Genomic DNA, 15,240 nt, shown 5'->3' on the forward strand with positions numbered 1-15,240 from the left:
GCAATTCCAGCGTAGACTAGCAAGAATAAAAACGATTATTTATCGTTGATTTGAATAAGCTAAGAGCTTGTAACAATCAATCTAGCATTGACTCGGATCATGAAAAAATTCCCTATAAGGCTTTGATTCTATATAGGATTCAAGCATGATTTTTTAAGCAGAATAATACGGATTACGCTTTTGCGAGAATTTTTCCAGTTGTTTCAGGAAACCTTCAAAATAGCTTTTTTCTTTTTCTTCAGTTCGATAACCCGCATACAAGGTCCGGCGCAAACCACTCGCAGAAACGCAATCCAAACGGCGCGAAGTCACCCATCCCTTTTGTTCATATTCATTCACCACCCAGTCTGGAAGTGCAGCAATACCTCGCCCACTGGCCACCAGTTGAATCAGCATTTGGGTTAAATCCGTGGTCCGGATCTGTTTGGGTTGAATATTGGCAGGAATAAACAGTTTCGCCATGATATCCAGACGGTGCTTATCTACCGGATAAGTAATCAGAGTTTCCTCTGCCAATTCCTGCACGGTAATACGTTCTGCACGAACCAGTGGATGAGTGTTCGACAAGACCAGACGTGATTCATATTCAAAAATCGGAAAATATTCGATGCCTTTTAAGGCAATCGGATCTGCCGTAATTAACAGGTCAAATTCGGCATTTTGCAGCAGTTCATGTGGATTGGCTTCAAAGCCGGAAGCAAAATCCAGATCTACATCTGGATATAAGTGGCGATACTGGTTGAGCAGTGGCATTAACCAGTCAAAACAGCTATGACATTCAGAGGAGAAAATAATACGTCCAGTCTGGCCATGCACAATACGGGTAATATCTGTCTGGGTAATCTGGATTTGTGGCAGTACATCATCTGCCAGTTTGAGCAAACGCTGCCCTACATTAGAGAAAGTGACCGGTCGGCTGCGGCGATTGACCACCTCTACCCCATACCAGTGATCAAGTTCTTTTAACTGATGTGAAATGGCCGATGGTGTTAAACACAGGTCATTGGCAGCAGCCACCAGTGAACCATGTTCACGCAGAGCAGTCAGTGTTTTTAAATGGCGAATTTCTAACATATTAATAGTCATTCCAACAGAGCATAATTTTTGAGCCCTTGTACGTGAAGCCCAAAAGCAAAAAATCATATAATGAATAAAAATAATTTTAACATGAAAATAATGAGTTTGATTCATCTTTATTTTTGTTCGATGATAGTTGCAACAAAATGAGATCATCTATCTCCCTGGAAATATCATGACTTTAACTACACATATTTTGGGCTACCCACGCATTGGTGCAAAACGTGAACTTAAATTTGCAGAAGAAAGCTATTGGAAAGGTGAAATAACTCAAGCAGAATTTTTAGCAAAAGCCCAAGCGCTAGAAGCAAGTAACTGGCAAGCACAAATAGATGCCGGCTTATCTTTGGTGACTGTGGGTGACTTTGTATTTTATGACAGTATTTTAACCCATGCCATGCGTTTAGGGATAATTCCAGCCCGCTTTAAAGAAGCTAAAAAGCTAAATCAAGTTGATCAACAGTTCTATTTGGCACGGGGTCGTGCACCCCACTGCACCGATGTTGCTGCACTAGAAATGACCAAATGGTTTGACACCAACTACCACTACTTAGTACCTGAATTAAATTCAGCACAACAGTTTAAAGCTGATTTTTCTGATTTACTGGCGCAAGTCGATCGCGCCAAGGCATTGAATCAACCGCTTAAAGTGGTACTCCCTGGTTTAGTCAGCTTTCTGTATTTATCCCGTATTGTCGATGCAAATACAGCAGAAGCAGAAAAACATGCCTGTGAATGTGGAAATGATCATGCTGACATAAGCGCAGATCAGGCAAATTTAAAATTTGTAGATGCATTGCTGCCAATTTATGCAGCATTATTCGATGAACTCAAAGCACGCGGCGTAGAATATGTACAGGTCGATGAACCGGCTTTAGTACTTGATCTTGCACCAGAATGGCAAGCTGCATTTGAACAGGTTTATCATCTGTTACAACGTCATGATTGTTTAAAATTGATTGTGGCAAGTTATTTTGAAACTCTAGGTGCCAATTTAAATCTTGCTGTCAATCTCCCAGTTGCAGGCTTACACATTGACATTACCCGTGAAAAAGTGGGTGAGTTTTTCTGGAAAAAAGTCATTGACCAATTACCCACACACAAAATCTTGTCTTTGGGCTTAATCAACGGTCGTAGTGTTTGGGCAAGTGACCTAGTGGCCCTGAATGATATTGTTCAAACAGCACAAAAATCTTTAGGTGAGCGTTTATGGCTTGCTACGGGCTGTTCATTGCTGCACGTGCCGGTTGATCTGCGTTCTGAAACTATTCCTGCTGAAGTAGACGGCAAACTTGCTTTTGCCCGCCAAAAACTAGAGGAGCTTGTCGCCTTAGCAAACGGTCACATTTATGCAAATGAAAAACTTTCTAAAGCTGTGGATGCACCATTTGATTTAGTGGCCCAATCTCGCCAAGCACCGTTTGAAATTCGTTTCAAGGCCCAACAAGAAAAGCTGAAATTACCTTTGATCCCGACCACGACCATCGGTTCATTCCCACAAACTGCTGAAATTCGTGCAGCACGTGCAGCCTGGAATAACGGAAATTTGACCAACGATGCCTATGAAGCAGCAATGAAAAAAGAAATCGCATATGCGATTCAACAGCAAGAAGAACTTGGTCTAGATGTTCTGGTACATGGTGAAGCCGAACGTACCGACATGGTTGAATACTTTGCAGGTCTGCTGGACGGCTTCTGGTTATCCAAGTTTGGTTGGGTTCAGTCTTACGGTAGTCGCTGTGTTCGCCCGCCAATCATCGTAGGGGATATCACTCGTCCAAATGCCATGACGGTGAAATGGATTGAGTATGCCAATACCTTATCTGACAAGATTGTCAAAGGCATGTTGACCGGCCCGGTTACTATTCTAAACTGGTCATTCCCTCCTGCACATCGGACTCGTCGTGAAGTATGTTTACAGCTGGCTGAAGCAATCCGCCAGGAAGTCTCTGATCTGCAAGATGCTGGTGTCGAAATTATCCAGATTGATGAAGCGGCATTCCGTGAAGGTTTACCCCTGCGTAAAGCCGATCAGGCTGAATACTGGGATTGGGTGGTAAAATCGTTCAAACACTGTTCAAGCGGCGCACGTGTGGATACGCAAATTCATACCCACATGTGTTATTCAGACTTTAAAGACTGCCTGCCACAAATCACAGCGATGGATGCAGATGTCATCACGATTGAAACTTCCCGTTCAGGTTTACAGCTGTTAGACGTGTTCCACGAGCAAGGTTATCCCAATGCAGTTGGTCCAGGTGTATATGACATTCACAGTCCACGTACCCCTACCAGTGACAACATGCGTACCGTGATTGATGGTGCATTAAAAACCATTCCTGCTGAACGTTTATGGGTCAATCCGGACTGCGGCTTAAAAACACGTGGTTGGGCTGAGACGAAAATAGCACTGGCAACGCTAGTGAAAATGGCCAAAGAAGTACGTAAAGAGCTGCAAGCTGCATAATCCAGATCGCACAATAAAAATAGCTCCTTTATTGGAGCTATTTTTAGCATCTAATTCAGGATGAACTAACTAAAGTTATAATATTGTGCTGTACTAAAATCATACAGCGTTATGATCGAGCCAGAAATGGTAATTTCGTAGTAACTTGAGTTGCCATAATGATAGCCTTCGTATTTTTTTATGCCTTTCTTTTTTAAACTGATAAATTCGCTATGACCATAATCATACAGGTTAAATTCCCGGCCGGTGTTTCGTCCCTCAAAAACAGCTGATCGGTGATAATCATAAAGTTTTGCCTCGCCCGCATTAACGTTACCGCTGATTTGAGAATAAGCACTTTCATTGTAATCATAAATATTTGACTTATGATTGCCGAATTCCAGCTTGGCCACCACCAAAGCCAAAGCCGCTCGCTGATACTGTCGCATATATTTTTCCTTTTCATTTTTATTCTTTTTCGTCAGTCAAAAAATCATCCTATTTTCTAACTTTAAAACTTATTTAAATAGTTGTGATTCCCCAAACACCATAACAAACTATTTTTCCAGCTCAAAATAATATTTAATCAGACTACCCTTTGGTCATTTTCTTGTTCATACCCAATGAAAATCAGGTATTCAAATTTGTTATGTACACCTCAATTCAGCAATAAAGACAACTCTAAACTGGATGAAGATTTCCGCTTGCCCCCCTCTTAGGCATGCAAAAGGACCGTAAATAATGATTTATAAACTCTTAATTTTAATCTGGTAATTTTTTTCCACAATGGGGACAGTAAGCATATTGCTCGCGTTCTTGCTTCAATGCTTCTTCCCGCTGTTCACGCAGCAACTGGAAAATAATATTGCGCGTTTGCTCCGAAGTGAGTCCCACCTCTTTACGCATACTTTCTATTTTTTCCTGATCATTGAATAGATCAATTTCAGAACTTTGCAATAACTCTCTAAATTTTAATTCCAGATTCTGCTTACGCTGTTCCAGTTCATAGGTCAGGCCGGTTGCCAAGATACCTGCCGGTAAAGCGGCCAGTCCCACGCCTAAAATGGTAATAATTGCGCCCAAAAAACGCCCCAAAGGAGTAATCGGTGTCACATCTCCATAACCCACAGTGGTCAGGGTCACTACCGCCCACCACATCGATGCCGGAATTGAAGTAAACACCTCAGGTTGAGCTTTACTTTCGACCACGTAAATACAGGCGGCAGCCATCACAATCATGATGCTTAAAATAAAGAGAACCGCCTGAAAAGACCCTTTTTCACGTTCAATCACGCGCAATAGAATTTGTAGGGAGACAAAATAGCGTGTCAACTTTAACAATCGCATGAGCCGTAAAATTCTCAGGAAGCGTAAATCAATCGGCACCCAGAAATTAATATAAGCTGGCAAGATGGCAAATAAATCGATGATTGCTGCACCACTTTTGACCCAGTTCAGGCGATTCTTCCAGGCACTGTAAAATGGATTTTCTTCGGCAACTGACCAAAAACGGAGTAAATATTCAAGCGAAAAAATAAAGATAGAAAAGTATTCGAAAAAATCGAAAAATGCCGCATAGGATTGATACACATCATTTACCGACTCCAATAATATGGCTGCCGCATTGCCCAGGATCAGTAAAATTAAAAAATAGTTAATCGTCCGACTAAACCTGGTTTCGTAGTCTTCATTATGTAAATTGTTATAAACGAATCTTCTTAGTGTATACCACGTGCTAAATGCCATAGCCGTACATATTGTAATTTAAAGGCTGTAGTTTAACCCAAGTTGGAAAAGATGTAATGCATGACAAGCCAAGAAGCCCTCATCACGCATTCATTTTACTTTACTTCAATTTATTCAACAAAAAGCAAAGCTAAACGTACTTGGTCATAGCCCATACGTGGACTGGTCGCTTCTACAATCGGACGCAGCTTAATTGCACCATCCTCACTAAAGTTTTCAGGACTTTGACGTTTCATCAAGCGTTTATAAATTTTACGTACCTGCTCCACCACTTCATCCCCCGGATGAGCTACGGAAATGTCCAAGCCCTGCTCTTTATGTAATTTCGCCAAATGATTGATAATGGTCGCAGGAGTCAAGCCACGCTCAACGGCAATATCCTGAATTTCATAACCATCTTCAAACAATTCACGAGTTTCATCCAATGTGGCTGTCGCATAATTGGTTTTGCCGCCACTTTTGGCAATTTTCTTCTCGTTACGCTGAATTTCTGCTTCATTCAAGGTACCGCCACAATGACGGATAAAAGCTTTGTGCTGCGGTGTTAAATCAATCGATTCGAAATGATTTTCCGCTTCTTCCGACAATTCCTGAAAACGGCGATCGGCCTTAATAGCCAAACTGTCCAGTTCCAAAGCCTGTTCATTAATGCCCAGCAATTTTAAACCGCTTAATGCTTTTAAACGCGACAGTGCTACATAGCCCTGACCTTTCTCAAAGGTATGCGCCAGATTAATTTCAGCCGCTTCCAGCGTCATGCCTTGTGATTTATGAATGGTAATGGCCCAAGCCAGACGTAGCGGAATTTGCTGAAAACTGGCAATCGTTTTACCTGCATCGTTATCGACCGACCAGGTTTCAGGCTCTACCACCAGTACCGTACCGTCGGTCAATTTTACTTTTGGCAAAATGCCATATTCATCATCTTCTTCAAAGCCAATCACCTCACCCAGACTGCCGTTGATATAACCCACATCAAAGTTGTTTTTGACAAACATCACCTTGGCATTTTTCTTTAAGGTCAGGTTTTCAGGTGCACGAACGGATGATTTTAAAGTCTCGATCAGCTTATCATTACCGTCACAAATGGCGTCAAACTGCTTGCTTTCCGCATCAATAGCATTCAGATGCTTAAAGTTGATGCTATCCACATCCATATTGTGGGTATATAAACGGGTAAAGGTTTCGCCTACATCTTGCTGGCGGGTTTGTTCCAAAGCCCGAAGATGTTCAGACGTAATGCTCTGACTGCGGATGGCATTTAAAATGTCGTTTAAATAGTCATTGCCCTGACGGTGCTGTTCGGTCAGATAACAAACCCGGAATTTTGCTTCCACCCAAGCATCGGACATAAAGCAGAATTTATCCCGATTGCGTTCGTCATTTTTACCCACGGGTGGTAACTGAAAAAAGTCACCTGCGACAATGACCTGAATCCCGCCAAAAGCTTCATCACTTTCCTTGAAATATTTTAAAACCTGATTGACCAGATTAAGCTGCTTGGCATGCAGCATGGAAATTTCATCAATAATCAGTACCTGGGCATTTTCCAAATGCTCTTTGAGGTACTTGCGTTCTTTCATGTTTTTCAGGTCAGCATCAGCCAGAAAATCCTTAATGCCAATGCCTGCCCAGGTATGAATGGTCATGCCATTCATATGTGTTGCCGCAATCCCTGTAGATGCGGTGATGGCCACAGGCACCTTACGGGCTTTTAAATAATTGATGTACTGATTGAGTGTATAGGTTTTCCCTGCACCAGCCGAACCTGTTAAAAAGACATTTTCGCCCGCTTTCAAAAGCTTGAGTGCAGTTTCTTGTTTCATAAGACCTATAACCGTAAATTAACGGCTATAGCCTACCGATTTTTTCCCTAAAAGTTAAGCCCAGAAAAAAGTTTAGCGACAGCCACTGTCACTTAAACGGCGCAAACTGCTGGTTTAACCAGGAGATAAATTGCAACGCGATATTCACAAAAAGATATTCGGTTTTTCTATTATGCGGATATTCAAGCTGGTCATAGATCAGCTGACCTTCTCGCAGGTAGCAGCCTAAGGTCATATGCAGCTTGCCGGTTTGCGAAACCATATGAAAAGCCACATACTCTCTTTCCATAATCCGCTGTGCATAGCTTGCCGCCAGACAATTCTGACATCTCTGCGACTCTTCAATAAGACGGTCCAGATCTGTCAATTCTTCAAAGCTCCAGCTGGAAAAGTGCATGAATTTTTCCGGCATCACAGCTTGCCAGACCGACACCGCATAATTTTTCCTGAGCTGGCTGATAATTTCCCGCTTCTGGATGTGATTATGCCAATCCGTGGCCTGATGATAAAACCCGATCCAGCTGGTATTTTTCGCTACAGGCTTATTATCCTTAAAAAATTCAACCAGATAATCTCGCACATAGGAGTCGAACACCGACACCCGGATATTTCGGCCACGCAGATAAAAAATTTGCCGGAACTCATCCTGCCGCATTTTGTAGTGCTGCAATACGCTATAAAATTCGCGATTCTGATGGGTTTCCGGTCGGATATAAGCCATTAAATCATTGCCGAAACCCCGGGTTATTTTGTGCAGGTATAACATATAAGCCTGCATCACCCGACTTAAACGCAAATAGATTTTCTTTATTATTTGCTCATTGCCTTGTGTGACATTGCGCATTAAGTCCATCCATTCATCCAGATACAAAATGGAAGGACTGATGGCAATGCGATGGTCTTCCAGAGACTGGCTCTGCCCTTTAAGCATCATACCCTGATTACATTCATGCTCAAACCAGGCTTCCTGCATGGCAAAATAATGACAGCTATGAATAAACATGCGTGCTGAACAATGCTGAAAGTACTGTAAAGTTGCCAGAATAACCTGAGGGTGAGCCTGACTGCTATCGATAAAACTGAATGCCGTGACTGCTACCCGGACACTGCTGTGCTGAATATTACGGCTCAGCCAGTCCAAAACCTCGGCAGACTGTTTAAACAGCCAGTTTACCGCTCGCGGATAATCAAATAACGGTAATTTTGCAACTTTCTTTTGCCAGACCACAGTCGAGCAATGCAGAAAATTATGTTTTGAGAGTAAATTATCACGCTGCCAGAGTTCACGCCGCATTAAACGCACAAAGCCAAGCAAGGCAGGTTGTTCCTGGGCATGCCGATAGAGCAAATGGATATCATCCTGATGTTCCATTAACTCATGCAAGTTAAAACGCTCTTCAAATGAAAGTGCCATAATGCGGTACATGGCCACAGGTAAAAACTGCGCAGCGCTAAAACAAAACTCATCCAGCGCTTCCATTAAAGGTTGCAAGGGTAAAAATTCATTTCCGTACACCTTTTGAATAGAACACATCTCTTGTAAAAACTGGATGAGCGTTTCAGGCAATGCGGTCCTATTCATGACATAATCTGTTAAAACAGCAAAAGAATAAATGTTTGCCTTCATCATCAGCTGATCAATAATTTCAGCTTCAAACAATGAAAGATTTTTCAGATAGGCTCGCACCCGTTCCGCACCATGCACCCACAGATACACCTGATCAAGCAGTATCTGCCGCAGCTGTTGGGCTTTTTGACGCAGGTACAAAGAATGTTGCGGCTTTAAGTCATTGGTGAGAAAGTACAGATCATGAAGGATAAACTCTTCCAGCAGTTCAGCTTTTTGTCCAAGATAAGTAAAATCACCATGCAAAATGCTTTTCTGCGCAGAGTCAGGGGCATAAAATTGTAACTGAAACAGACCATTGGCCACTTGTACCGTATGCCATTCCTGATCAATACGAAACATATTTTGTGTATTCAGCCCACCGACAATCTTGAGCTGATCTTGAAGAATGTCATTTAGACTTTTAGAAATTCTGAGTAACTGTTTCGCAATCCCTTGATATTGCGGTACTAAACGATCCTGTTCCATACTCGCCTCAAATTGAATAATCATCCTAAGATGAATTTAATCATTTTAATCATATAGTAATCTAGTAAAGATACTGTATGCTGAGTTCAAAATTTAAGCAAATTTGCCTGATCAATTGCTAAAACTCAATCACTGCTTCATCCATTTATACTCGTGGAAATGAAACACAGACCAAACCTAGTCAAGCTTTTCTGTAGTCACGTTGTCGTTTTAAATATTCTAAACCCGTATAAATTTGCTGCTGAATCTGATCACGAAAATCTTTTAATTGTTCCGTATTTTTGATATTCATCAAACTTTGTCGCGGCATAAATTGAAAATAAAAACGCAGACGCTTCGGAATGATACTTTTAGGCAAGGATGGAATGACATCACCATGACGCAACAATTTATCCAGTTGCGGCAACTTTAACAATTTTTGAAACCACGCGCTTTCAATAATCCGATTAGCATCGAATCCCAGCTCAAAAACTTCATCGCCTCCTAAAGCCGCAAAAGGCACAATATCATAGTTAAATTCTTGCGCGAGTTTTAGAAAACCATAACGCTGTTTCCAGATCAGCTGATAAGCTTCGCCCTTTCTTTTTAAAACTTCCCGCCCGCCTCCGGGAAAGACCAGAATCGAATAACCTTGCTGCATCGCTGCACGAATATAGGCTTTTTCACCATCGACAGCACCGAATTTCTTAAATAGGGTACGCCAAACCGGCAAATAAAAATGGCCATGATCAGCAACACTGACCACAGCCACTTTATGATGATTATATAAATAATCAATCAGAATCGGGGAATCAAATATCCCATATAGGGTGTGATTCCCGACATACATTGCAGGTTTGGTAGCATCAATCTGTTCAGCCCCTAAAAAGGTTGGGGTGAAATACAGTTTGGACAATGCACTGAGGCATTTAATCCATCTGGCATCATGCTCAACCTGCAATAAATGATTCCTTATGCTACAACGTGTTTTTGCACCAGAACCGAGCCAACAGAATAACCCGCACCGAATGAACAAAGCAGACCATATTCACCATCATTCACTTCATGTGCAGTACGGTGTAATGCAATGATCACACCTGCAGAAGATGTATTGGCAAATTCATCGAGAATAATCGGCACAAGCGCACGATCAGCATCTTTACCGACTACATATTTCAAGATCAGGTCATTCATGCTGGCATTGGCTTGGTGTAACCAGAAACGTTTCACATTGCTTGGTGCAATGTTGTTTTTCTCCAGCTGTTTGGTAATGATTTTTGCAACCAGCGGGCACACTTCTTTAAACACTTTACGACCGTCCTGACGGAACAGTTTGTCATCTACAACTGCATCTTCACTACGATTTAAATAACCGAAGTTGTTACGGATATTGTTAGAAAATTGCGTAAACAAATGCGTATCTAAAATGTCAAAACCAGTCTTCGTGGTCGTATCTTCAATAATCGATGCTGTCGCCACATCACCAAAAATAAAGTGGCAGTCACGTGAACGGAAATCGGTATGACCAGAGGTAATTTCTACATTGACCAATAAGACACGACGTGCACCGCTTCTGATTGCATCCGCAGCCTGTTTTAAACCAAAGGTTGCAGCCGAACATGCTACATTCATGTCATAGGCATAGCCTTGAATGCCCAAAGCGGTTTGGATCTCAATTGAAACAGCGGGATAAGCACGCTGGATGTTTGAACACGAAAGAATCACAACGTCGATATCTTCAGCTGTAACCCCTGCATTTTCCATCGCCTGTTTAGCAGCAATCACACCCCATTCAGCTTGAATGGAAAGTTCATCATTGCTACGTTCACGTAAACGCGGATATAGACGCTTCGGATCAAGGATACCTGACTTTTCAGCAACATAGCGACTTTTAACACCGGATGCTTTTTCAATAAATTCTGCATCTGAACCGCGACGCGCTTCAATCTCACCCGCTGCAATTTTGTCCGCGTTGTCGTGGTTAAACTGTTCCACATAAGCATTTAAACTTGCAACCAATTCATCATTGCTAATGGATTCTTCTGGATGATAAAGACCGGTACCGGTAATACGAATGCCCATGTAAAACTCCCATTAATTTTGCGCTCTGTTAATTAATGCCCAATTGATTCCATACTTTTTGCAGGCGGGTTGGAGAAACCGGCATTTTTGTTTTCATTGGTTGTGAAAACAGGGAAATACGAAATTCTTCGACCATAAAGTACAAATCTTTCAGGCGAGCGTCATTTTTAAACTTAAACAATTTTTCCATCCATGGGTCAACTTGCTCAATGGCAGAATTATCCCTTTGCAGGTTATTTGGCAAGCGTTCTAAACGCAAGACCAAAGCCTTTAAATAGCGTGGAAACTCCTGCCATATATCAAAAGATTTGACATACACACAGTTGGAAAGACTCATTAAATCAAGCTGATCTTCAAGATCATCAATATTTTTTCCAAAGATAGAATCGTCTAAAACCAACAATTTTCGACGAATATCCTGCCATTGAATATAAATATCGCTCAGTATAGATAATGCCACTTGACCATGCGTTAGGAAAGATTTTTTTACATTTAAAAGCAAGTTTTGAAACTCTTCAGTATTGACAGGAAGCTCATTTATTGTCATCTGAAGGGTGGCATAAACTAACATCTGCTCCAGTTGGGCCTTATCGCCCAGAGGCGAATAAGCCAAAGCCAGCGGTTTGGAAATCTGTTTTTTCAGCTGGCGTACCAGATCGCCGAGCTGCATATAGACCAGACGAATGACCCCTTCCCGGTGCTGTTTAATCGCTTCAGCCTGATCATTAAAGGTCTGAATCACCACACCAGATTCATCTTTTGCATCTAGTTCTGCAAATGCTTTAGTCGGTACCAGAGCCTGATATTGCTTTACCACAACACCAGTCACTTTTTGTGAAGCTTCAAAAGTAAAATTCTCAGGGAAAACTTTAAATTCGCCTTTGAGCTGCTTGACCGGACTATGTGTTTCGGTACGGCAACGTGCTTTCAGTTCGGGCAGATCACGACCTTTTTCAATCACCCGACCTTTTTCATCAATCACTTTAATCAACGGCAGCAAATACTGCTCGATCCGTTCAAAGGAAAAGTCTTTTTCGCTAATTTGTTCGCCACGCAACTGGAAAGCCAAAAACTTGAAGATATGCTCACGTAAATGAACTGCATCAATGATTTTCATCAGTTTGCGTGCAGTATCCGGAATCGGCACCAGATTGCGGCGCTTGTCTTTAGGCAAGGATTTCAATAAGGCTTCAATCAAGTCCTCACGCCAGCCGGGTATGCCCCATGACCAGATACCTTCATCGACCTGTGGCAAGGCCTGTAGCGGGATTTTGACCGTCGCTCCATCTTCATCATGGCTTGGATCAAAACGGTAGCTCGTTGCCAGACGCAAAGCGCCATTATGCAAATAATCCGGAAATTGCTGGGTGGTCGGACGATCATTCATCCACAGCGCATCATCTTCGACAAATAAATAGCGCGGATTTTGCGGCTCAACCGTCGCACGCCAGTCTTCAAAACTTCGACGGCTCGCCACTTCTGGCGGTACTTTCTCGGCATAAAACTGATAGATGGTTTCTTCATCCACCACCAGATCACGACGACGCAGCTTATCTTCTACCCGTTCCACTTCTTCCAGCTTGAGCAGATTATGCTTCAAAAATGGCGGCATAATGCCGAGATTACCTGTGGTTAAGGCATCACGTAGGAAGATTTCATGCGCTGCCGGCTGATCGACTTTTTCATAGTTCATCAAACGCTTCGGTTCAATAATCAGGCCAAACAGGGAAATCTGGTCATAAGCATTGACGATACCGGCTTTTTTCGACCAGTGCGGCTCAAAATAATGATGTTTCAGTAAGTCACGCGCAGCCAGCAGAATCCATTCCGGTTCGATCTTCGCCAAGGTACGCAAATATACCTGAGAGGTTTCCACCATCTCAAAGGCCATTACCCACGGCGTATTGGTTTTATGCAAAGTCGATGCCGGGAAAATACGGGCTTTTTGCTGACGAACGGCCATAAACACATTGCGTTCATCGGTCTTATTGGCAATAAACGAAAGCAAACCGGTCAATAAAGCACGGTGCAAGTTTTCATAACTGGCTTTTTTATCATTAAAGGAAAGCTTTAAGCCTTGCGCCAATTCCGTCAACTGTTCATGGGTTTTCTTCCATTCGCGTAAACGTAACCAGCTTAAAAAATGCTGCCGTGCAAAATTACGACGCTTGTTCTCATTCATCGAGGCACGGTTAGCTTGCAAGGTTTCCCATAACTTGATGTAGAACAAAAAGTCAGAGTCACCTTCTTTAAACAAGGCATGCTTCTGGTCAGCTTGCATCTGTTTATCGGCAGGACGCTCTCGTGGGTCCTGTACAGCCAAAGCTGCGACAATAATCAGCACTTCATTGAGCACACCAAAATGCGCGCCGCCTAAAATCATTCGCGCTAAACGCGGGTCGATTGGCATTTTTGCCATCTGCTGACCGATTTTGGTTAATCCCCCTTGTGTTCCCCCTTTTCCAAAGGGGGAAGAAGTTACAGATTGCTTTTCATCTGTAACTTTAGGGGAATTTTTCTCAGAAAGTGCCCCAAGCTCAATCAACAACTTACGGCCATCATTAACCAAGCGATGATCTGGTGGCTCAATAAAGTCAAAACTTTCCAGATCACCCAGATTTAAACTCTGCATCTGTAAAATAACCGATGCCAGGTTGGTACGTTTAATCTCTGGTTCGGTAAATTCAGGACGGCTTTGGAAATCTTCCTCACTATACAGCCGGATACAAACACCAGGCGCAATACGGCCACAGCGGCCTTTACGCTGGTTGGCAGCCGCCTGTGATACTGCCTCAATCGGTAAACGCTGCACCCGTGAACGGTAGCTATAGCGTGAAATACGGGCAAAACCGCTGTCGATTACATAACGGATGTTGGGTACGGTTAAAGCTGTTTCAGCCACGTTGGTGGCAATAATAATGCGTCGTCCACCACCGCCAGGATTGAAAATCTTTTGCTGTTCAGCTATGGCTAAACGCGCATATAAAGGCAAAATTTCAGTATGCCGTGGACCATGCTTTTGCAAGGTTTCCTGCAATTCACGAATTTCCTGTTCGGTACTGGCAAAAATCAGAATATCGGCATGTTCAGGATGGCCTTTTTGCTGTGCATCGGCAAAACATTCTTCTACCGCTTGTACCACTGCACGCGGCAAGTTTTCTTCAAAGTCATCAAACTCGTCATCATCACTACCGCCAATACTCATTTCTGAAATTGGACGATAACGCACTTCTACCGGATAACTGCGCCCTTCCACTTCAAAAACAGGTGCACCGTTAAAGTAGTTACTAAAACGGTTTACATCTAAAGTTGCGGAAGTAATGATGACTTTTAAATCTTTGCGGCGTGGTAGAAGCTGTTTTAAATAGCCCATGATGAAGTCGATGTTCAATGAACGTTCATGCGCTTCATCAATAATAATGGTGTCGTATTTGGTCAAATAACGGTCATTGACCAGTTCAGCCAGTAAAATACCGTCCGTCATCAAACGAACTATCGAGTCTTGCGACCCCTGTTCGTTAAAACGAATTTTAAAACCAATGGATTCACCCAGCTTCTCCCCCACTTCTTCGGCAATACGCTGCGATACGCTACGCGCAGCCAGTCGACGCGGTTGGGTATGACCAATCATTCCGGTCAACCCACGACCGGCCAGCATGGCAATTTGTGGTAATTGCGTGGTTTTACCTGAACCGGTTTCCCCTGCCACAATAATCACCTGGTGTTGTTGAATCGCTTCAATCAACTTGTCTTTATATTGGGTAACAGGCAGGTCTTGATTGAGTTTGATGTTCGGAACACGAGACAGGCGCTCACGCACTTTATGATTCGATTTTTCTAATAATTCTTGATAGTGTTTTTCGTTGGCATCTTTACCTTTGCGTAGTCGATTTAAACGATGACGGTCACGTGCCATGACCCATTGATCTACATTTAAATGACTTAACACAGATAATTTATCCCAAAACAAAAAATTGAACTGAATATTT

The 15,240-nt window shown here is 42.6% G+C and carries 9 protein-coding genes; 1 reads left to right on the forward strand and 8 read right to left on the reverse strand.

Annotation, left to right across the window (positions count from 1 at the left end; translation table 11 throughout):
• Window positions 1-153 precede the first annotated feature (153 nt).
• A complete protein-coding gene (locus tag JFY49_RS09380; protein WP_086195502.1) occupies window positions 154-1,074 on the reverse strand; it encodes a LysR family transcriptional regulator in 921 nt (306 codons plus the stop codon).
• Between the two features lie 178 nt (window positions 1,075-1,252).
• On the opposite strand from JFY49_RS09380, the gene metE reads away from it, so the two are divergent.
• Window positions 1,253-3,544, forward strand: coding sequence for a 5-methyltetrahydropteroyltriglutamate--homocysteine S-methyltransferase (gene metE, locus JFY49_RS09385; RefSeq protein WP_200222669.1), 2,292 nt, complete (start codon window positions 1,253-1,255; stop codon window positions 3,542-3,544).
• 65 nt (window positions 3,545-3,609) lie between these two features.
• Here metE and JFY49_RS09390 read toward each other — a convergent pair whose 3' ends face one another.
• The 7 genes from JFY49_RS09390 to hrpA form a co-directional block, all read right to left on the reverse strand.
• Entirely contained in the window at window positions 3,610-3,972 is a 363-nt protein-coding gene (locus JFY49_RS09390; protein ID WP_200222670.1) for a hypothetical protein, read from the reverse strand.
• 313 nt (window positions 3,973-4,285) lie between these two features.
• Window positions 4,286-5,269, reverse strand: coding sequence for an ion transporter (locus JFY49_RS09395; RefSeq protein ID WP_086195505.1), 984 nt, complete (start codon window positions 5,267-5,269; stop codon window positions 4,286-4,288).
• Window positions 5,270-5,379: 110 nt separating this feature from the next.
• Window positions 5,380-7,095 carry an AAA family ATPase gene (locus JFY49_RS09400; RefSeq protein ID WP_200222671.1) on the reverse strand — a complete coding sequence of 572 codons (1,716 nt, stop codon included), beginning with the start codon at window positions 7,093-7,095 and terminating at the stop codon, window positions 5,380-5,382.
• Between the two features lie 88 nt (window positions 7,096-7,183).
• The gene (locus JFY49_RS09405; RefSeq protein WP_200224851.1) at window positions 7,184-9,190 is read right to left on the reverse strand and encodes a hypothetical protein; all 2,007 of its coding nucleotides are present in this window, start codon (window positions 9,188-9,190) and stop codon (window positions 7,184-7,186) included.
• 181 nt (window positions 9,191-9,371) lie between these two features.
• Window positions 9,372-10,130: a lysophospholipid acyltransferase family protein gene (locus JFY49_RS09410; RefSeq protein ID WP_200222672.1), complete on the reverse strand. Its 759-nt coding sequence runs from the start codon at window positions 10,128-10,130 to the stop codon at window positions 9,372-9,374.
• An 11-nt stretch (window positions 10,131-10,141) separates the two neighbouring features.
• Window positions 10,142-11,251, reverse strand: a complete 1,110-nt coding sequence (locus JFY49_RS09415) for a beta-ketoacyl-ACP synthase III (protein WP_086195508.1) — start codon at window positions 11,249-11,251, stop codon at window positions 10,142-10,144.
• 28 nt (window positions 11,252-11,279) lie between these two features.
• A complete protein-coding gene (gene hrpA, locus JFY49_RS09420) occupies window positions 11,280-15,167 on the reverse strand; it encodes an ATP-dependent RNA helicase HrpA (RefSeq protein WP_413784603.1) in 3,888 nt (1,295 codons plus the stop codon).
• Window positions 15,168-15,240: the final 73 nt, after the last annotated feature.

This window comes from Acinetobacter sp. CS-2, from assembly GCF_016599715.1.
Taxonomy (GTDB): domain Bacteria; phylum Pseudomonadota; class Gammaproteobacteria; order Pseudomonadales; family Moraxellaceae; genus Acinetobacter.

Coding starts and splice junctions, on each gene's coding strand:
- JFY49_RS09415 (WP_086195508.1), bottom strand. CDS start 11,251: ATGGGCATTCGTATTACCGGTACCGGTCTTTATCATCCAGAAGAATCC.
- JFY49_RS09400 (WP_200222671.1), bottom strand. CDS start 7,095: ATGAAACAAGAAACTGCACTCAAGCTTTTGAAAGCGGGCGAAAATGTC.
- JFY49_RS09380 (WP_086195502.1), bottom strand. CDS start 1,074: ATGTTAGAAATTCGCCATTTAAAAACACTGACTGCTCTGCGTGAACAT.
- hrpA (WP_413784603.1), bottom strand. CDS start 15,167: ATGGCACGTGACCGTCATCGTTTAAATCGACTACGCAAAGGTAAAGAT.
- metE (WP_200222669.1), top strand. CDS start 1,253: ATGACTTTAACTACACATATTTTGGGCTACCCACGCATTGGTGCAAAA.
- JFY49_RS09405 (WP_200224851.1), bottom strand. CDS start 9,190: ATGGAACAGGATCGTTTAGTACCGCAATATCAAGGGATTGCGAAACAG.
- JFY49_RS09390 (WP_200222670.1), bottom strand. CDS start 3,972: ATGCGACAGTATCAGCGAGCGGCTTTGGCTTTGGTGGTGGCCAAGCTG.
- JFY49_RS09395 (WP_086195505.1), bottom strand. CDS start 5,269: ATGGCATTTAGCACGTGGTATACACTAAGAAGATTCGTTTATAACAAT.